We start from the raw sequence: 18933 nt of genomic DNA, 5'->3' as shown, positions 1-18933 counted from the left end.
GCCGGGGAGGGCCACTGGGCCGTCCCCGGCCCGCAGTCGTATGACAGGAGAGCAAGCACAGTGCAGCTGGTAGTCGCACGGATCGGCCGTGCCCACGGCATCAAGGGCGAGGTCACCGTCGAGGTCCGTACCGACGAGCCGGAACTCCGGCTCGGACCCGGTGCCGTACTGACCACGGACCCCGCCTCCGCGGGGCCGCTCACCATCGCGACCGGCCGGGTGCACAGCGGCCGGCTCCTGCTGCGTTTCGAGGGCGTCGCCGACCGCAACGCCGCCGAGGCGCTGCGCAACACCCTCCTGATCGCCGAGGTCGATCCGAACGAGCTCCCCGAGGAGGAGGACGAGTACTACGACCACCAGCTCGTCGACCTCGACGTGGTGACCGAGGACGGTACGGAGGTCGGCCGGATCACCGAGATCTCGCACCTGCCCACCCAGGACCTGTTCATCGTGGAGCGCCCCGACGGGACCGAGGTCATGATCCCGTTCGTCGCGGAGATCGTCACCGAGATCGACCTGGAGGAGCAGCGCGCGGTCATCACCCCGCCGCCGGGTCTGATCGACGACCGCGCCGAGATCGCGTCCTCCCAGGACTCCGGGGACTCCGGGGACTCCGGGGACGATGCCTGATGCGCCTCGACGTCGTCACGATCTTCCCCGAGTACCTGGAACCGCTGAACGTCTCCCTCGTCGGCAAGGCACGCGCGCGTGGACAGCTGAACGTGCACGTGCACGACCTGCGCGCGTGGACCTACGACCGCCACAACACGGTCGACGACACCCCGTACGGCGGCGGCCCCGGCATGGTCATGAAGACCGAGCCCTGGGGCGACGCCCTCGACACCGTCCTCGCCGACGGCTACGAGACGGGCTCCCGAGCCCCCGCGCTGATCGTCCCCACCCCCAGCGGCCGTCCCTTCACCCAGGAACTGGCCGTCGAACTGTCCGAGCGCCCCTGGCTGGTCTTCACCCCGGCCCGCTACGAGGGCATCGACCGGCGTGTCATCGACGAGTACGCCACCCGGATGCCGGTGTACGAGGTGTCCATCGGCGACTACGTCCTGGCCGGCGGCGAGGCGGCCGTACTCGTCATCACCGAGGCAGTGGCACGGCTGCTGCCCGGTGTCCTCGGCAACGCCGAGTCCCACCGGGACGACTCCTTCGCGCCCGGCGCGATGGCGAGCCTCCTGGAAGGCCCCGTCTACACCAAGCCGCCCCTGTGGCGCGGCCGCGACATCCCGGACGTGCTGCTCAGCGGCCACCACGGCAGGATCGCCCGCTGGCGCCGGGACGAGGCGCTGCGGCGCACGACGGCCCACCGGCCCGACCTCATCGAGCGCTGCGATCCCAAGGCGTTCGACAAGAAGGACCGCGAGATGCTGTCCATCCTCGGCTGGGCCCCCGACCCGGAGGGTGAACCGTACGGCCGATTTTGGCGCAGGACCGAGGGCGTGGAAGAATAGGCCGCTGTTGTGCGTCCGTCCGGTGTGCGCCCCTGCCACAGGGGGACACGACGTCCGCCCCGACCCGCGCAGCACCCCCTGTGAACACCTAGTTCCCGTTGATGACCTGTGGCATCAGCGAAGAAAGCAGACGAAATGTCTCACCTGCTCGACTCCGTCGACTCCGCGTCGCTGCGCAGCGACATCCCGGCCTTCCGCCCGGGTGACACCGTCAACGTCCACGTCCGCGTCATCGAGGGCAACCGCTCCCGTGTGCAGCAGTTCAAGGGCGTTGTGATCCGCCGTCAGGGCTCCGGTGTCCGCGAGACCTTCACGGTCCGCAAGGTCTCCTTCTCCGTCGGCGTCGAGCGCACCTTCCCGGTGCACACCCCGATCGTGGAGAAGATCGAGCTCGTCACCCGCGGTGACGTGCGCCGCGCCAAGCTGTACTACCTGCGCGAGCTGCGCGGCAAGGCGGCGAAGATCAAGGAGAAGCGCGAGAGCTGAGCGCCTCCCGGACGTCACAGCGAGGCCGGATAGCATCTGGCCTCGATGGACACCGAAGCACAGCCGACGGAGCGCGACCGCTCCTCCCGCCCCGACCACACCAGGGGCACGGAGGAACGGTCGCGTTTCGCGTTGGTGTCGCGGATCACCGACTGGCTGCCGGGCGGGTGGATCACCCTCACCCTCTTCGTCTGCCTGGTGTTTTTGCTTCTCCTCAACGCGTTCGTGGTTCAGCCATTCCAAATTCCCAGCGGATCCATGGAACAGGGATTGAGGATCGGGGACCGCGTTCTCGTAGATAAGTTGGCGTACCGTTTCGGTGCCCAGCCGCGACGTGGCGATGTGGTCGTGTTCGACGGCACCGGGTACTTCGGGCACGCCGACTACATCAAGCGCGTTGTGGGTGTGGGGGGAGACCATGTTGTCTGCTGCGACAAGGAGGGGCAGATCCAAGTGAACGGCCGGTCGGTCGACGAGACGGCGTTCCTCTACCCCGGGGACAGCGCGTCCTCCGTCCCTTTCGACGTCGTGGTGCCCGACGGCAGGCTCTTCGTCCTGGGCGACCACCGCAGCGACTCCAGCGACTCCCGCGACCACCTGGGCTCGCCCGGCGGCGGCATGATTCCCGTCGGTGACGTGATCGGCCGGGCCGACTGGATCGTCTGGCCGTCCGACCGTCTCACGCACCTGAAGCGCCCCGCCGCCTATGCGCGCGTGCCCGCCGCGGAGGGTGCCCATGGGTAGCCGCGGCAAACCGCGCGGTGTGCCCAGCGGCCCCGCCGAAAACCTGCTGCCCACCGGCTCCCGCCGCGCTGCCTCCAAGCCGTCCGGTGGACGCACGCGTGCGGAGCGGCGCAAGTTGCAGCGCAAGGTCAAGCGCAAACGCAGGCGCAGCGCGGTCCGGGAGATCCCCCTCCTGGTCGGCGTGGCCGTCCTGATAGCGCTCGTGCTCAAGACCTTCCTCGTCCAGGCGTTCGTGATCCCCTCGGGCTCCATGGAGCAGACGATCCGGATCGGCGACCGCGTCCTGGTCGACAAGTTCACCCCGTGGTTCGGCTCCGAGCCGCAACGCGGGGACGTCGTCGTGTTCCACGATCCGGGCGGCTGGCTGGCGGACGAGCAGACCACCAAGAAGAACGACCCCGTGGTGGTCAAGCAGGTCAAGGAAGGCCTCCAGTTCATCGGCCTGCTGCCCTCCGACAACGAGAAGGACCTGATCAAACGGGTCATCGGGGTCGGCGGGGATCACGTCAAATGCTGTGACGCCCAGGGCCGCGTGACCGTCAACGGCGTTCCCCTCTCCGAGACGGACTACCTGTATCCGGGCAACGCCCCCTCCCAGTCATCGTTCGACATCACCGTCCCCAAGGGACGGCTCTGGGTGATGGGCGACCACCGGGGCAACTCGGCGGACTCCCGGTACCACCAGAACACCAGCTACGGAGGCACGGTCGCCCTGAGCTCGGTGGTCGGACGCGCCATGGTCATCGGCTGGCCGATGGGTCACTGGACCAGCCTCAAGGAACCGCAAACCTTTTCTTCCGTCACCGACGCGGGGGCCACGACGACCTCGTCCTCGCGGCTGTCGCATAGGGTTGTCACCGACGATCCCAACGGAACGATGCCACTCCCGAGCCCTGCGGAACTTCCGCTCGTTATGGGAGTGGTGGGCCTGCACCGCGTATGGGGCAGGCGGCGGCACAGAGTGAGGAGTTGGCGTGGGGGATGTGGCGGTTGGCGCACGGTCCGGACACGACGGCGAGGAGAACCGCGGACGCCCCGTGGACGCGACCGCCGGCGCGGACGACGCCGTGACCTCCGGGAATGACTCCCCGGCGGGCCAAGGCGACGGTGCGGAGCCGGGCGAGCCGCAGGGCCCGACCGAGGACAGGGGCCCGACCGAGGGGGAGGGCCCTGGTGGCCCGACGCCGGCTCCCAGGAAGGCGCGCTCCTTCTGGAAGGAGCTGCCGATCCTGATCGGCATCGCGCTCGTGCTGGCCCTGCTGATCAAGACGTTCCTGGTGCAGGCGTTCTCGATCCCGTCCGACTCGATGCAGAACACCCTTCAGGAGGGCGACCGGGTCCTCGTCGACAAGCTCACCCCCTGGTTCGGCTCCGAGCCCGAGCGCGGCGAGGTCATCGTCTTCCACGACCCCAGCCAGTGGCTGGCCGGCGAGCCGACGCCCGAGCCCAACGCCGTGCAGAAGGTCCTCAGCTGGATCGGCCTGATGCCGTCGGCGGAGGAGAAGGACCTGATCAAGCGTGTGATCGGGGTCGGCGGGGACACGGTCGAGTGCAAGGGGACCGGCCCGCTGACGGTCAACAGCAAGGCGCTGAACGAGCAGTCGTACGTCTACGCCGGCAACACGCCCTGCACCGACGACGACCAGGGCGGCCAGTTCAAGGTCAAGGTGCCCAAGGGCTACGTCTGGGTCATGGGCGACCACCGCCAGAACTCGCGCGACTCGCGCTACAACCAGGACGACAAGTACCACGGCATGGTCCCGGTCAAGGACGTCGTCGGGCGCGCCATCGTCAAGGCCTGGCCGATCAACCGCTGGGGCACGCTGCCGGTTCCCGACACCTTCGACCAGTCGGGCCTCGACCAGCAGTCCTCGGCCGCCGGATCCTTCACGGTGGCCCCGCAGGCCATCGCCCTGACCGGTGTGCTTCCGGTGGCGGTGTGGCGGCGGAAGCGCAAGAGCTGACCAAGGCCGGGAAAGAGGGGCTGCACCCTTTCGGTACCGCCGGGTAGGGTGCGGGTCCATGGGTGGCGAGAGCACGACGCGTACGGTCCCGCGCAGCGGCGGGAGCACAGGAGCGGCACAGGTGGGCAGCCGGCTCGGACAGCGGCTGTCCGGGGTGGCCGTGGCACTGGGCCTGGTGCTGTTCCTCGGGGGATTCGCTTGGGCGGCGGTGGTCTACCGGCCGTACACGGTGCCCACCAGTTCGATGTCGCCGACGATCGCCGCGGGCGACCGGGTGCTCGCCCAGCGCGTCGACGGCGGTGAGGTGCGCCGCGGCGATGTCGTGGTCTTCCGTGACAAGAGCTGGGTGACGAACGCCAACGTGGTCAAGCGCGTCGTCGCGGTCGGCGGTGACACCGTCGCCTGCTGCACCGACGGCAAGCTGACCGTCAACGGCAAGCAGATCGACGAGCCGTACCTGCCCAAGGGCAGCCTGGCCGAGGACAAGAAGATCCCGACGGTGACCGTGCCCGAGGGCCGGCTCTTCCTCCTCGGCGACGAGCGCCAGAACTCCCTGGACTCCACCGCCCACCTCACCGACGCCGCCAGCGGCACGGTCGCCCGCAGCGCCGTCTCCGCCCGTGTCGACGCCGTCGTCTGGCCCATGAACGGCATGCTCAAGCGCCCCACCGGCTTCGAGACCCTCGGTGCCCTCTCCCAGCCCGGCCCGCTGCGTACGATCGTCCTACTGATCGTCGGCGGCGCCGTGCTCATCCTGGGCGGCGGAGCCTACGGCCCGATCGCCAAACTGTTCGGCGGGCGCTCCCGGGCCCGTACGGAGCCCGTCGGTGCCGGCTGAGACCGTGGAGCCGGGCGTGGACTCCCACGGCGGCGGCCTGCGCAAGGTCGCCCGGGTGGTCCTGCTCGACCCCGACGACCGCATCCTGCTGCTGCACGGTCACGAGCCGGACGACCCGGCCGACGACTGGTGGTTCACCCCGGGCGGCGGACTGGAGGGCGCCGAGACGCGCGAAGAGGCCGCGCTCAGGGAACTCGCCGAGGAGACCGGGATCACCGAGGTCGAACTCGGCCCGGTGCTGTGGCGGCGCATGTGCTCCTTCCCGTTCGCCGGCCGCCGCTGGGACCAGGACGAGTGGTACTACCTCGCCCGTACGACCCAGACCGCGACCCGCGCGACGGCCCTCACCGAACTGGAGCGGCGCAGCGTCGCGGGAGCACGCTGGTGGACGTGCCGGGAACTGACCCGGGCACATGAGACGGTGTATCCGACCAGACTCGCCGAGCTCCTTGGCAGGCTGCTCGACGAAGGTCCCCCGGCCAGGCCCGTGACCCTTGACCCGGAAATCGTCTAGGGGCCCGCGGGACTGGCGCACAATGGTGGGATCGCACGGCTGAAGGGGAACATGCCATGAGCGCCGAGGACCTCGAGAAGTACGAGACCGAGATGGAGCTCAAGCTCTACCGGGAGTACCGCGATGTCGTCGGTCTGTTCAAATATGTGATCGAGACCGAACGGCGCTTCTATCTCACCAACGACTACGAGATGCAGGTGCACTCGGTCCAGGGTGAGGTTTTCTTCGAGGTGTCCATGGCGGATGCCTGGGTCTGGGACATGTACCGGCCGGCCCGCTTCGTGAAGCAGGTCCGCGTGCTCACGTTCAAGGACGTGAACATCGAGGAGCTGAACAAGAGCGACCTGGAGCTCCCGGGCGGGTGACGGAGTTGTCCACAACCGCGCACTCCTCCACCAAGATCCAATAGCTCGCTGATCTGCCCGCATCGTTGGCGCCGGAGGTGGTGCCGACATGAGGACACGAGACGCGCAACCACGCAACGCGCAACGCAGTGCGATGGGGAAGTACGGCGAGGACCTGGCCGCACGGCGGCTGGGCGAGGCCGGAATGACCGTCCTGGAGCGCAACTGGCGCTGCGGCAGGACGGGTGAGATCGACATCGTGGCCCGGGACGGCGACGTCCTGGTGGTCTGCGAGGTGAAGACCCGCCGGAACGGTGCCTTCGAACACCCCATGGCCGCGGTCACGCCGGCCAAGGCTGAGCGCCTGCGCGGGCTGGCGGAGCGCTGGACGCAGGAACACGGAGGCGCCCCACCGGGAGGCGTCCGCATCGACCTCGTCGGCGTGCTGCTCCCCGACCGCGGCGCACCCGTGGTCGAGCACGCACGGGGGGTGGCCTGACATGGGATTCGCACGTACGTGCTCCGTGGCGCTGGTGGGCGTGGAGGGAGTCGTGGTCGAGGTCCAGGCCGACCTGGAACCGGGCGTGGCGGCGTTCACCCTGGTGGGCCTGCCCGACAAGAGCCTGACGGAGAGCCGGGACCGGGTGCGGGCGGCGGTCGTGAACTCGGGTGGCGAGTGGCCGCAGAAGAAACTCACGGTGGGCCTCAGTCCGGCCTCCGTGCCCAAGGCCGGCAGCGGCTTCGACCTGGCCGTCGCCTGCGCGGTGCTCGGCGCCGCCGAACGGATCGACCCCCGGGTCCTCGCCGACATCGTGATGATCGGGGAACTGGGACTGGACGGCCGCGTCCGCCCGGTCCGGGGCATCCTGCCCGCCGTGCTGGCCGCGGCCGACGCCGGGTACGAGCAGGTGGTCGTCCCGGAGTGCGCCGCCGCGGAGGCCGCCCTGGTGCCCGGTGTCTCGGTGCTCGGCATCCGCAGCCTGCGGCAGCTGATCGCCGTCCTGGCGGAAGAACCCGTACCCGAGGAGGAACCGGAGGACCCGGGACGCCCCGACCCGCTCCTGGCCGGTCTGCGCGTGCCCGGCACGGGTGCGGCCACCGGCATGCACAGCTTCGGCGCCGCCCAGCACGAGCTCGCCCACGACCTCGCCGACGTCGTGGGCCAGACCTCGGCGCGCACGGCGGTGGAGGTGGCCGCGGCCGGCGGGCACCACCTGTTCCTGGAAGGACCGCCCGGCGCCGGTACACATCGAAGGAGAAAGAGTACCAGTAGGGCAGCACACACCCTCTGACCTGGGCTTATGTGCCCGAAACGAAGTAGCCTCGTCCGCTGACCACGTACACCAGGCCGTCAGGGCGGAGGCTGGCCAGCGCTCGGGATGCCGTCGACTGGGACACGTCGAACTCAGCAGCAATAGCCACGCTGCCCGGTAGGCGCTCACCGGCGCGATAGGTGCCGTTCTCGATACGTCGCCGGATTTCCGCCGCCACCTGTGGCCAGTGCGGCTCAGCCCTGTTGATCTCCACCTAGTCAGCCTGCGACGTAATCGGCTATTCGGCTATCGAGGTAGTCAGGTACCGAGCTAGTCTGAGGAGGCAAACAGAAACGCCCCTGAACCATCCGGGCTGGGACAGTTCAGGGGCTGAGACACGAACGGAGCGTGTCCTATGCGCGAGACTACCGAAGCGGCTACCCGCCTCCGCCGGTTGCCCTGGAAGACAGACACTGGGAAGCCAGCGTTCCTCGCGACTGACGACCCGAACAACATGCTGGGTCTGATGGCGGATCAGATTGAAGAGCAGCACCTGACCAACGCGACCGTGGTCCTGGCTCTGGTGCAGCCCATGTACGGGCCGGAAGCACGACTCAGCGCGCAGGAAGCCGTGTTCATGCTGCGCCGCATCGCTGAGTGTCTGTCGGACGTCCTTGACGTGGCACACATGCGCGGTGAACGGCTCGGCAGCGAGTAGGCCCCAGAGACGCAGAAAGGGCCCCAGAGCCACCGTGGCGGGCGAACTCCGGTCGGTTGGCACTGGGGCCCTAACTGTGCCTACTCGGCCGTCTGAGCGGCGTTGTAGTCCTCGGCGTGTAGGCGCAGTGCATCGCGCATCACGTCATTGAACGTCCGGCCGGACTCCTCGGCGAGTCGGGCAAGAGTCTCGAACTCGGACTCCCATAGTCGGACTCGGATACGGCGAATGGTCATGCTGCTGCCTCCTCGGCAAGTTGTAGGTAACGGCGTCCGGTGCGCTCGGACACCCCAAAGTGGTCAGCCACCATCCGGCCGGTCACGGGTCGGCCATTCCGGGACTCAAGAACGGACACGGCCGCTCGTACGTCCTCAGCAGTAGGCGGGGTGACCGGCGTTTCGTCCGGCGCGCTGTCTTCAAAATCGGCCCACAGGTCATCCGGCGGCCAGCTATCGGAAAGGCTCCGTGCCCCATTCTGGGAGGGCTCAGCCGGCTCAGGGGTCCCAGTTCCCTCGGGGGGCGTTACCGGGCGCCCAGACGGCCGCTCAGGGCTTTCTGCCCGATGCATCCGCCAGACGGTTAGCGGGAATACGGCGTGCAGCGCTGCGGATACCCACGTGTCGACAGCGGACAGGGATTCCGACGTAAGGACACTGGCCACATTCGCGGACACGGCAACTGCCACGGCCAGCGCCACATCACGCCGTGACCGGACAGCCCAAACTAGGTACAGGTCGACGGCCACGGGAACGGCGTATGACGGCCAGCCAGGCACACCGTGTGTCCGGGCTAGGTGAACCTGCGTAGCAAAACTGATGACCATGGCAGCGAGTAGGGCGGCATAACGGGCTAGCTGGGCTACTGAATGGCGATTCAGCTGTCATCACTCCCTAGGCGGCAGCGGAGACAGGTGGTGCCCGGCGTCACGCCGTAATCGTGCTTCTGACAGATGGTCCAGCCCTCTGAATTTCGCTCATTCCAGGGTCCGAACTTGGGGCGCCGATCGTTGAATTGCTCCGCGCTCTGCTGTGCGGCTGCTGCTCGGCGTCGTGACTGACTCATGTTGGCCAACCTTCCAGCGCATAACCGGCGGCAGACAGCGAGCCGGGAGTGAGTAGAAGAGTCTCGGAAATGCGGCGAACCTCGGTTAGCTGGGCTGCATTCACGTTCGTCCCCAGTGCCTCAAGCTCTACGAGCAGCGCGACCATTCCACGGCAAGCGTCGTCCCATAGCGTCGCTGACGGGCCACGCCACAATTCGGCCCAGCGGGCTATCTGGTCATCGGTCCAGGATTCCGCGCGGGCAGGTGGCAGAGGAATGGGGAGCGTGCATTCAGCGGGTAGGGTCGTGCGTCGCTGGCCAGGGGCAGAACGGCCACGGCGCAGGTTCTCAGAATTAGCCACTGTGAGTGACTTCCTTTCGGTAGCGGTGTGTGATGGACACAAGGTTTTTGGACACGGCGCGTATTTTTCCCCGAGCGCACCAGGCGGAACTCTCCCCCGCGTCTCTTTCCCCCTAGCCGATTGGGGGGCCCCTGCCGGTAGGGTCACCGGAATTCAGACACAGCGCGTGACCTAATGATCAAACGACTCACCCGCTGTCTTACGCGAATGATGAGCCTTGGTCATCGACTGCAAGTTGTCCCACTCGAAAGCCTTGGGCCCGAGCAAACCCAACCCGTCTTTGTGGTCCACCTCAATAGCGTCCGGACGCAGCAGCGCAGGCAGCCTCGCGCACTCCTCGCATTCGCAGTACGGGTGAGCAGCGAGATAGGCACGGCGTACCTTCTCCCACTTCCGGCGCAGGTCTGCCGACACATTGCGGTGACCAGTCCCATACTCACGGCCGGTCACACTCGACGTACGCGCATGGGCACGGCACTTACCCCGCCAGGTAAGGCACTGGCACCCGTCGACAGGGCAGCGCTGATAGGTGCTGCGCCTCAGACCCTTTGGCTTACTGCCAGGCTCACACGGACACACAGCAGCAGACGTGCGCTTAGGTTCACGAGGAGCAGACAGCGACGGGATAACGCCCCGCCAATCGCCATCCACTGGTGACGCGTGACCAAGCTGGAAGTACCTCAGCGCAACAGGCTCAGGCACGTCTAGCACCGCCCCGCCGTTGTACTGACGCCCGTCCCAAAACACGTAATAGAACGCGCCCACGCGGATACGCACCATGAGATCTCCAATCAGCAGGGAACCCCAGGAAGCTTGCGCAGCAACCCAGGGTTCCCCATTCAGCTAGGCAGACTGGCGACCTAGAAGCGCATCAAGCAGGCCATCAGCCTTGGCCTTGACAATCTCCGCAGGACTCATACCAGCCAGCGCATCACGCGTTAGCTGCCCGTTCTCGTATCGCACTGCTGCCTCAACCTCAGTGGCCCTGCTGCGCTCCATCGCATTCAGCAGATCATCAGCGGTCACATTCCCGCCAGCCTTGCGGTACGCAACAAGCTGAGCGGACGTCATGCGCGACTTATCAGGACGTGGCATCAGGCATTCACCTCAGCGAGCAGCGCCTCAACGGCCCCAGGGTCGACGTACCGGATGTCATTACTGCCAGACGTAACCAGCGCTTCAGCCCGGTCAAGTGGCAGGGTCAGCACCACGCCGGACGGGCCGATAATGTCCACCTCAGGATTAGGCTTGAAGTCCCCAGCGGAATAGGTACCGGCAGCCTCGCGTAGCTGCCCCATGCTGTCGCTGGAAATGAAATCGAGGCCATCGGCGCGATACACAGCACCAGCGAAAGGCGCATCCGAACGGCCCCCATTGATCCGGTCCCGAATGTGGGTGATCTGCCCCATGGCCATACCGGCAGCATCCCGAGCAGCCAGGTATGCGGCGTACGCGTCCTCAGCGGCCCGTACAGCGTCGTCTAGGCGCCGGTGGGCACCCGGCAGCAGACCAGCAACGCACGCGTTATAGCGGCGCACCAGCTCAGCCTCAGCCACCCGCACATCGCCGGCCAACTTCCGCTGAATGGCAGTCAGCTTCGGACGCAGCGCACGCACCTCATCCACCTTGCTCGGCAGCTTCAATACGTCCGCATGCGTCTTGCCAGCCGACACAGCAGCAACGGCAGCCTGAATGTCAGCAGCCTCCGCACGCTCAGCCCAATTGTCGGCGAGAGCGTCGGCGTGCTCCGCCTCAAAGTCCTCTAGAGCGTCCAGGGCGGCATCACGGGCATCGTTGGCCTTGATGACATCAGCGGGCAGGAACTCATCCGGCAGAGTGACGAGTAGGTCAACGGCAGAAATGGTCTCAGGCATGGTAATTTCCTTTCAGGTGGGGTAGCAGTCAGTTCCGGTTGGCGGGCTTCCATGAGTAAGTCAGGCCCAGAACCCGACCTGCCTCGATTGCGTAACCCAGGTCAGCCAGAACAGCAGTCAGCGCGCGGTTTCCGATCGGCCGTACATTGTTGGCGACCAAGTAGCCGTTCACCGCAGCCAGCATGTGATTGAAGACGCGGAAGTCATCAGGGTCATCCCTGAACAGGTACTCGACCACTTCCGCCAGGAAGACGCCCGAGGGGCGCTCCAGCGAATCAAGGTCGACAGTCATCGGGAAGCCTTTCGATCGGCCTGCGCACTCAGCAGCGAGGCATAAGCAGTAGTGAGGTTGGCGACGGATTCACACACGTCCAGATCGATTGCGGCGCCATCATCAGCGATAGCCGCCAACTCAGTAATCAGCTTGGCAACAGCGCCAGCGGGAGAAAGCCGGGCACCAGGCATAGCAGCAGGCGTAATCACTAGTCGTTCTCCTCAACAGTCGGCGCAGTCTCAGACAGCGCGTACAGGCGCAGGACAGCGAGCGTTGTCAGATTGTCGCTGAAGACGGCAGCGGAAATGATGCGCCTAGGCATGTCGGCAGGGGAGGGCATTTGATCTCCGATCAACGGTTGATGAGCGCAAGCTGAATCACAGTCAGCAGCGCGAGTAGGTAGGGCAGGGTGTAGGTTCTGGCGTATTCGGTCATCGCTGCTTTCTCCGGCGAGCCGGCCGGGGTCACATACCAAAACTGGTAGGTGGACAGGGCGCCTCAGCCGTCCAGGCCAGGGACAGCACCTGTCCACGGTGTTTGCGCTGGTCAGCGGGTGTGGTGGACGGGTAGGACAGCTAGGACAGGTACTCAGGCAAAAGTCCATATGCCATTTAGACTGGTGGATTCCATTTCCCGAAACACCTGTCCGCAGCTGTCCAGCCGTCCACAAACACCCTCTGACCTGCGCTTTCTTGTGGACAGCTAGCTATTCCCAGCTGTCCATTCAGGGTCGGCTAGCTGTCCATGCCGAAGATGCCCGGCGCGTACTTCCGCAGCTCTTCGCGGGATAGGTCGTCAGCGAGTGCGACGCCGAGTAGGCCACGGATGCCGTTTCGCTTCTGCGCGCTGATCTCGCCCTTGCTACGTTCCATGAGCGCCTTATTCAGCGTGCTCGATCGCTGGAAGGACTCTTCCCCGTTGTCCTTGGCCCACTGCTCGTATGCCGTCCAGACAGCCGCATTGGATAGCCAGCGACCCGGAACGGACACCAGCGCACCCGGCATGAAACCGGCGAGCGAATCAGACTCTTCGCGGTACTCGGCTATCGCCTCGCGCACGCTGTCCGGGTCGTCTAGCCCAAACTCGAACCAGTCGACAGCGCCGCGCACTAGCCATGCGAGGATGCCCGCCCGTTCGCTGCGCAGCGTCTCTTCTAGGTCGGGGTCCTTGCTGGCACCTTCGAACCGCTGAAGAAACGGGATTAGCTTGATGCGGCGCCATGTGCCGGTGTCCTGCTCGCGGACGATCGGTTTGTAGTTACTGGCTAGCAGGATCAGCGCTTGCGGCTTGAACGCGTACGGCTTCCGATACTTCGGGTTAACCGTGATCTCTTCACCGCCGGTCGCGTTCTTGATTGCGGCGCTGTCGAGTACGGCCGATCGGTTTGTCTCGCTGGCCAGCGCTAGCCGGGCGCCAACCAGCATTTCCGCCTCTGGTCCACCGCGCGCCTTGCCGCTGGTCGTGAACATGTCGAATGGCACGGTTGCGGCATGGTCGCCGAGCAGTTCCCGCAGCGTGGTTAGCAGCGTCGACTTACCGTTAGATCCGGCGCCGTAAAGGACAGCGAAACACTGCTCTTTCGTGCTGCCGGTAATGCCGTAGCCGAGCAGTCGCTGAAGGTACGCCGGTAGCTCCGGGTCGTGGGCGAAAATCTCGGATATGAACCGCTCCCAGCGCGGCGCCTTTGCTTCGGGGTCGTAGGCCTCAGTTACGGCGCGCGTGATTCGCTGTCCCGGCTCGCCGTCGGTTAGGTCGCCGGTGCGCAGATCAATGACGCCATTCGGCGCAGCGAGTAGGTATGGGTTCCTGTCCCATTCTCCGCCGTATCGCACTTCGGGCAGTCCCTTGAGCATGTCTACGACGTTGTCTCGGCGCTGACGGGAACCCAGGTATTGCGCCTTGCGCTGGTCGCGTTCCGCATGCCTCAGATCGCGCAGCATGGTCTGAACGGTCGACGTGACGTCGTCACCTTCGGGGTCCGCCTGCCAGTGATGCTCGCCGGCCGGGAACGTGTGCCAACCGCGCGAGCGGCTGTATGCCAGAGCGCCGCTGAAACAACGGTCCAGGGCGTAAGTGGCTAGATCGTCGTCAGACTGGGTGCCTATGGCCTCAGCGCCGGATTCCCCTTGCTGCTGAATTAGGGCCGCTAGCGCCGCCTTGATGTCAAGGTTGCTGATGTCCATCAGAGGCTCACACCGGCCTTTCGTAGCACCGTTGCGATGCCGTCTATCTCGTTCTTAAGCGTTGCCTTGACGCGCTTTTCTCTCGCCGTCCAGGGGCTCATGCGGTCGTGCTCTGCACTTAGGCGCCGGTATTTGTTCCGCAGTACGTACAACTGGCCGTAGACGTATTCGAGTTGCCAGTTCACCGGTTCGGCCGGATCGCACAGCACGTAGCCCGGTGTATCGCGGGTATCGCGCGGGTCGACCACCTGAGTGCGCTTCGCTACGTAATCGGTGCAGTGCGCTGCCCGGTGTCCGAGCACGGCGCCGTGATTGTGTTGCATGCGGCAGTAAGGGCAGGTGATCACGCGGGACTCGCCGGCCTTCCGCCCATTGGGGTAAAAGTCTTCAACCAGCGCAGCGGATACGCGCGGCTGGTAGGTATCTAGGTTCACGGGCTATTCCGTTCCTTGGCGGGTGTGTTGCGCTCTTAGGCGCCTTGAGTCCAGAGCCGGATTGTGGGAACGCTCAGTGCGCAGGCGTCCCGGATTGCTTCCTGACTCATCAGCGCCACGCTGCGAGCGTCCGGCATGAGTGCGCGTATTTCGCCGTCGACGTCAGCGAGCCGGGAGCGTAGTTCCTTGCGCTGTGCTCCCAGGTGCCGCATGCGTGACTCAATCTCGCGGGGTGTCACGGGTTATCTCCTTTCCATGTCCTGCTTCAGTCAGCGGGCAAAACAGAAGCGCCAGCCGCAATGACTGACGCTCTGTCCCACCCGCCAAGGTGGAAGCTGTGTGAGGCACCGTGCGTTGTGCTCTATACGTAACTAGCGAGTCGGTTACCTGTGCCGTTCGCTGCCCTTACATATATTGGTACGGCTGGAAGGCCAGCGCGGCATTTCCGCAGGTCAGGGGATTATAAAGGTAACGAAAAGATAACGGAGTGCCGCAGGTCATGGTGTGGTGTCGTGTAGTTCCCGAGCGGCCGGCGCGTTGCCTTCATGGTTACTAGCTGGTCGAAGTAGCGGTAAACGGAGGCGAAGCAGCCGACACGCGCATTGGTACGGCTCAGCGGCCCGACAGCGCGCACGCAAGAGCCCCGACCAGTCACGGGACCAGTCGGGGCTACGAGGCGCTCAGACGGGCGCTGAGGGGCGCCTACGCCATATCGGCAAGAAACTCTTCCAGCAGCACAGCGTCAGCAGCCTCAGCCGCTGGATCATCGATGTGCACGCCTACGCTCACGCGCTCCGGGTCCCAGCGCCGTCCCTTTGTCGCTGGCGCGATTGCAGCCCGGATGTGCATGGACAGCAGGAGTACCCGCTTACCGGCCGTGTCGGCGTTGTGCCAGCGCTCAGCCACCGTTTCGCCGGTCGGCACCCAGCGCCATTCAGGCTCGCTGGCTGGCTCCGCCTGAGCCTCTTCTAGCGCTTCCTGGCGGGATTCGAGCTGGGAGAGAACAGCGGCTTTCGCAGCGCCACGCAGACCAACCAGACTCGCCGCAAGTTCGGCAATGTCGCCCTCAAGCTCTTCGATGACTGACGCCGTGTCGTTGCCACCGACTAGCACGCGCTCTGTGTAGGGCATGTGGCCGAAGCTGCGGAGCAACCAGGTTTCTACCTCAGCCTCGACCCGTTCGGCATTCACGCTGATTCCCGCGCACTTATCGCGCCGTTTCTTGTCTCGCGCTGCCGGACACGCGTACTGGTCCATGCGCTGACCCTTGTAAACGCGCGTGTTGTAGTGCATTACGTCGTCACAGGACGTGCACCAAGCCACGTGCAGGAGCATGGTTGCTTTCTTGCGGGGACGCTTGGTCTCAACCCCGTTTGCGTCCAAGGTGGCTTGCAGCGTGCGCCATGTCTTGTCATCGATCAGCGCCGGACCAACCCGAACCGGTTTCCCCTCGCTGTCCCGAACTACTCGGCGGGTATCCCGCTTTCCCTGCACTCGGTAGCCGCGCAGCACTTCGCTTCGTAGGTGCTGATACAGCGCGGAATAGGTCCACTGGGCGCGCTTTTCTGGCAATTCCTCGCCCCGCTGAACTTTGCGGTAATCGCCCGGAGACAGCACGCCGGAAGAATTCAGCCGGTCCACTTCGGCGCTGAGTGTGTGTCCCTCGTTGATTCGCTCGATTACGTTCCGGAGCACTTCGGCGGCAGTCTCGTCTACGTCGAGCCGCTTGTTTCCCTCACCGTCCGGCACCACGCGGAACCCGTAGGGGGCAGCGCCACCCAGCCACTTGCCACCCTGCCGGAGTTCAACACGGCTACGCAGGATGCGCTGTTGGATGGTCTCCCGTTCGAGCTGGGCGAACGCCACCATCAGCGTGACGACGAACCGGCCGTACGGTGACGTTAGGTCTGCTTGCCCCTGTACGTCGGCAAGGGTCGTGCTGCGCTTGTCGAGCAATTCGACCAGGGAAGCGAAGTGCGAAGTTACGCGCGAAAAGCGGTCGACGCTGCGAGCAACGACTACGTCAATGCCGTTGAGTGCGCTAACGATCTCCCCGAAGCCTGCGCGATCCTCCGGCCGGACACTGCCGCTCACGCCGACGTCGTGCCGGACCATGACCACTTCGTAGCCCCGAAGCTGGCACCACGCGCGGGCGTCAGACTCCTGCGTAGTAATAGAGGTAGAGGAGTCGTCGTCACGGGACAGACGACAATAGATAGCGGCACGGAGCGGGCGGTTTTGAGCTGGGATCACTGACGGGAGCCTTTCTTTCTCGAACAGTGTGCACCAGCGGGCGCGGGCAAGACCATGCTCGCCGAGCGGCTGCCCGCCGTCCTGCCCCTGCTCGGCCGGCAGGACTCGCTGGAGGTGACGGCCGTGCACTCGGTGGCCGGCCTCCTGCCGCCGGGCAAGCCCCTCATCGACGTCGCCCCCTACTGCGCCCCGCACCACTCGGCCACCATGCAGTCCCTCGTCGGCGGCGGCCCGGGCATCGCCAGGCCCGGCGCCGTCTCGCTCGCCCACAGGGGCGTGCTCTTCCTCGACGAGGCGCCGGAGTTCCACAGCCACACCCTCGACGCGCTGCGGCAGCCCCTCGAGTCCGGGCATGTCGTGATCGCGCGCAGCGCGGGCGTGGTGCGGTTCCCGGCGAGGTTCCTGATGGTGCTCGCGGCGAACCCGTGCCCCTGCGGACGCTTCTCGCAGCGCGACACGCTGTGCGAATGCCCGCCCTCGGCGATCCGCCGCTACCAGGCCCGGCTCTCCGGCCCCCTGCTCGACCGGGTCGACCTGCGTGTCGAGGTCGAGCCTGTCACCCGGGCCGAGCTCACCGAGCCCGGGGCGCGCGGCGAGTCCACGGCCACGGTCGCCGACCGGGTCCGGGTGGCCAGGGAACGGGCCGCCGCACGCCTGGCCGGAACCCCGTGGCGGACCAACAGCGAGGTTCCGGGCAGGGAACTGCGCAGCCGCTGGCAGGCCGCGAGCGGCGCGATGGACGAGGCGGAGCGGAACCTGGAGCGGGGCGTGCTGACCGCCCGCGGGATCGACCGTGTGCTGCGGGTCGCCTGGACGGTGGCGGACCTCGTAGGCCACGACCGGCCCGACGCCACGGACGTCGCCCTGGCCCTGCAACTGCGCACCGGCGTTCCCCGGGGCGTGCCGATGGCCATCGGGGCGCCGGCGTGACCCCGCCGGACGACCCGTACGGCGCACGGCTGTGCCGGGTCTTCCTCACCCGGGTCCTCGAACCCGGCGACGAGACCGGCGGCCGCTGGGTGCGGGAGCACGGGGTGCGCGAGGTCGCCCGGCGGCTGCGGGAGGGCGGCGAGCCGCTGCCGGGGGTGAGCGGCGCCCGCTGGGCGGGGCTGCGGGCACGCGCCGGGCGGGCCGGGCCCGAGCGGGACCTGGAGATCGCGGGGGCGGCCGGGGTGCGGTTCGTGTGCCCGGGGGACGCCGAGTGGCCGGCCCAGCTCGACGACCTCGGGGACGCCCGGCCCCTGGGGCTGTGGGTGCGTGGCCCGGCCGGCCTGCGGATGTGGGCGCTCAGATCGGTCGCCGTCGTGGGCGCTCGGGCCTGCACCGAGTACGGCGCCCACGCGGCGGCCGCGCTCTCCGCAGGGCTCGCCGAGCGCGGCTGGGTGGTGGTCTCCGGCGGCGCCTACGGCGTCGACGGCGCCGCCCACCGGGGCGCGCTCGGCGCGGGCGGTGCCACGGTCGCCGTCCTGGCCTGCGGTGTCGACCGGCCCTACCCGCGCGGACACACCCAGCTGATCAGCAGGATCGCGGAACAGGGACTCGTGATCGGCGAGTTGCCGCCTGGTGATCACCCGACCCCGAGCCGGTTCATCCTGCGCAACCGGGTGATCGCGGCACTGACCAGGGGCACCGTGGTCGTTGAGGCCGCCTACCGCAGCGGCGCCCTGGCCACGGCGCGGGCGGCGCAGCGGCTGGGGCGGCTCACCATGGGCGTGCCCGGGCCCGTCACCAGTGCCCTCTCGGCCGGGGTGCACGAGCTGCTGCGCGGAGAGGCGGCGCTCGTCACCGACGCGGCGGAGGTCGTCGAGCTGGTCGGGGACATCGGCGAGCTGGCCCCGGCGCGGCGCGGCCCGGTCCTCCCGCGTGACCTGCTGGAACCCGGCGCCCGGCGGGTCCTCGCCGCCCTGCCCGCACACCGGCCGGCCCCGTCAGGGGAGATCGCGTGCGGCGCGCAGACCACGCGGGACGCGGCGATCGCCAGGCTGTACGAACTCCGAGCACTTGGCTACGTCGAACGACACGGCGACGGCTGGAAGTTGACACGCCAGGCGATGTCCCCGGTCGAGGACGGTCCCACGCGACGTTGACCGAGAGTGTTCGCCCGTCCGGGGGAAGCCCCGACACCCTTGGGTTTTCTTGGAGTTGGTACGCCCCGTCGGTCACCCAGAGCGACGTGCCCGGCGTGCCG

At 66.9% G+C, this 18933-nt stretch carries 20 protein-coding genes and 2 pseudogenes; 14 read left to right on the top strand and 8 right to left on the bottom strand.

Annotated elements, in window-relative coordinates; genetic code table 11:
• Positions 1 to 60: 60 nt before the first annotated feature.
• The 11 genes and pseudogenes from rimM to ACWGJM_RS17665 all read left to right on the top strand — a co-directional run.
• Positions 61 to 630, top strand: a complete 570-nt coding sequence (gene rimM / locus ACWGJM_RS17715; RefSeq protein ID WP_453412600.1) for a ribosome maturation factor RimM — start codon at positions 61 to 63, stop codon at positions 628 to 630.
• Positions 630 to 1463 carry a tRNA (guanosine(37)-N1)-methyltransferase TrmD gene (gene trmD / locus ACWGJM_RS17710; protein ID WP_453412599.1) on the top strand — a complete coding sequence of 278 codons (834 nt, stop codon included), beginning with the start codon at positions 630 to 632 and terminating at the stop codon, positions 1461 to 1463. The genes rimM and trmD overlap by 1 nt, the downstream gene beginning before the upstream one ends.
• 135 nt (positions 1464 to 1598) lie before the next feature.
• Positions 1599 to 1949: a 50S ribosomal protein L19 gene (rplS, locus tag ACWGJM_RS17705; RefSeq protein WP_030612790.1), complete on the top strand. Its 351-nt coding sequence runs from the start codon at positions 1599 to 1601 to the stop codon at positions 1947 to 1949.
• A 45-nt stretch (positions 1950 to 1994) separates the two neighbouring features.
• Positions 1995 to 2693 (top strand): signal peptidase I, encoded by a 699-nt coding sequence (gene lepB / locus ACWGJM_RS17700; RefSeq protein WP_453412598.1) that lies wholly within the window; start codon positions 1995 to 1997, stop codon positions 2691 to 2693.
• On the top strand, positions 2686 to 3777 hold the full coding sequence (gene lepB / locus ACWGJM_RS17695) for a signal peptidase I (protein WP_453412597.1): 1092 nt from the start codon (positions 2686 to 2688) through the stop codon (positions 3775 to 3777). Before lepB (ACWGJM_RS17700) ends, lepB (ACWGJM_RS17695) begins: the two co-directional genes overlap by 8 nt.
• The gene (gene lepB, locus ACWGJM_RS17690) at positions 3668 to 4657 is read left to right on the top strand and encodes a signal peptidase I (RefSeq protein WP_453412596.1); all 990 of its coding nucleotides are present in this window, start codon (positions 3668 to 3670) and stop codon (positions 4655 to 4657) included. Before lepB (ACWGJM_RS17695) ends, lepB (ACWGJM_RS17690) begins: the two co-directional genes overlap by 110 nt.
• A 58-nt stretch (positions 4658 to 4715) precedes the next feature.
• The gene (gene lepB, locus ACWGJM_RS17685; protein ID WP_453412595.1) at positions 4716 to 5495 is read left to right on the top strand and encodes a signal peptidase I; all 780 of its coding nucleotides are present in this window, start codon (positions 4716 to 4718) and stop codon (positions 5493 to 5495) included.
• Entirely contained in the window at positions 5485 to 6009 is a 525-nt protein-coding gene (locus ACWGJM_RS17680) for an NUDIX hydrolase (protein WP_453412594.1), read from the top strand. The genes lepB (ACWGJM_RS17685) and ACWGJM_RS17680 overlap by 11 nt, the downstream gene beginning before the upstream one ends.
• Before the next feature lie 56 nt (positions 6010 to 6065).
• Positions 6066 to 6374 (top strand): DUF2469 domain-containing protein, encoded by a 309-nt coding sequence (locus tag ACWGJM_RS17675; protein ID WP_003965949.1) that lies wholly within the window; start codon positions 6066 to 6068, stop codon positions 6372 to 6374.
• Between the two features lie 88 nt (positions 6375 to 6462).
• Positions 6463 to 6852, top strand: a complete 390-nt coding sequence (locus tag ACWGJM_RS17670; RefSeq protein ID WP_453412593.1) for a YraN family protein — start codon at positions 6463 to 6465, stop codon at positions 6850 to 6852.
• Between the two features lies 1 nt (position 6853).
• A pseudogene (locus ACWGJM_RS17665) lies at positions 6854 to 7597 on the top strand (magnesium chelatase domain-containing protein); the annotation flags it as partial.
• A 55-nt stretch (positions 7598 to 7652) separates the two neighbouring features.
• On the opposite strand, the gene ACWGJM_RS17660 reads toward ACWGJM_RS17665, so the two are convergent.
• Positions 7653 to 7880: a winged helix-turn-helix domain-containing protein gene (locus ACWGJM_RS17660; protein ID WP_453412592.1), complete on the bottom strand. Its 228-nt coding sequence runs from the start codon at positions 7878 to 7880 to the stop codon at positions 7653 to 7655.
• Between the two features lie 141 nt (positions 7881 to 8021).
• On the opposite strand from ACWGJM_RS17660, the gene ACWGJM_RS17655 reads away from it, so the two are divergent.
• Entirely contained in the window at positions 8022 to 8324 is a 303-nt protein-coding gene (locus ACWGJM_RS17655; RefSeq protein WP_453412591.1) for a hypothetical protein, read from the top strand.
• Positions 8325 to 8404: 80 nt separating this feature from the next.
• On the opposite strand, the gene ACWGJM_RS17650 is transcribed toward ACWGJM_RS17655, so the two are convergent.
• The 7 genes from ACWGJM_RS17650 to ACWGJM_RS17620 all read right to left on the bottom strand — a co-directional run bounded on the left by ACWGJM_RS17650 (position 8405) and on the right by ACWGJM_RS17620 (position 16745).
• Positions 8405 to 8560, bottom strand: a complete 156-nt coding sequence (locus ACWGJM_RS17650) for a ribbon-helix-helix protein, CopG family (RefSeq protein WP_453412590.1) — start codon at positions 8558 to 8560, stop codon at positions 8405 to 8407.
• Positions 8561 to 10821: 2261 nt separating this feature from the next.
• Positions 10822 to 11601 (bottom strand): hypothetical protein, encoded by a 780-nt coding sequence (locus ACWGJM_RS17645; protein WP_453412589.1) that lies wholly within the window; start codon positions 11599 to 11601, stop codon positions 10822 to 10824.
• Positions 11602 to 11629: 28 nt separating this feature from the next.
• On the bottom strand, positions 11630 to 11893 hold the full coding sequence (locus ACWGJM_RS17640) for a hypothetical protein (RefSeq protein WP_453412588.1): 264 nt from the start codon (positions 11891 to 11893) through the stop codon (positions 11630 to 11632).
• Complete coding sequence (locus tag ACWGJM_RS17635; RefSeq protein ID WP_453412587.1) at positions 11890 to 12084, bottom strand: hypothetical protein; 195 nt, start codon at positions 12082 to 12084, stop codon at positions 11890 to 11892. Before ACWGJM_RS17635 ends, ACWGJM_RS17640 begins: the two co-directional genes overlap by 4 nt.
• Positions 12085 to 12609: 525 nt before the next feature.
• Entirely contained in the window at positions 12610 to 14058 is a 1449-nt protein-coding gene (locus ACWGJM_RS17630) for a DNA primase family protein (protein ID WP_453412586.1), read from the bottom strand.
• Positions 14058 to 14492: a hypothetical protein gene (locus tag ACWGJM_RS17625; protein ID WP_453412585.1), complete on the bottom strand. Its 435-nt coding sequence runs from the start codon at positions 14490 to 14492 to the stop codon at positions 14058 to 14060. Before ACWGJM_RS17625 ends, ACWGJM_RS17630 begins: the two co-directional genes overlap by 1 nt.
• A gap of 702 nt (positions 14493 to 15194) precedes the next feature.
• Positions 15195 to 16745: a recombinase family protein gene (locus ACWGJM_RS17620; RefSeq protein WP_453412584.1), complete on the bottom strand. Its 1551-nt coding sequence runs from the start codon at positions 16743 to 16745 to the stop codon at positions 15195 to 15197.
• A gap of 15 nt (positions 16746 to 16760) precedes the next feature.
• Here ACWGJM_RS17620 and ACWGJM_RS17615 point away from each other — a divergent pair.
• Positions 16761 to 17675: pseudogene (locus ACWGJM_RS17615) on the top strand (ATP-binding protein); the annotation flags it as partial.
• Positions 17672 to 18832 (top strand): DNA-processing protein DprA, encoded by a 1161-nt coding sequence (dprA, locus tag ACWGJM_RS17610; RefSeq protein ID WP_453412583.1) that lies wholly within the window; start codon positions 17672 to 17674, stop codon positions 18830 to 18832. The pseudogene ACWGJM_RS17615 and the gene dprA, both read left to right, overlap by 4 nt.
• The last annotated feature ends 101 nt before the right edge of the window (positions 18833 to 18933 follow it).

This window comes from Streptomyces sp. NPDC054834, assembly GCF_053611185.1.
This window is presented reverse-complemented; position numbering and strand designations above follow the sequence as displayed.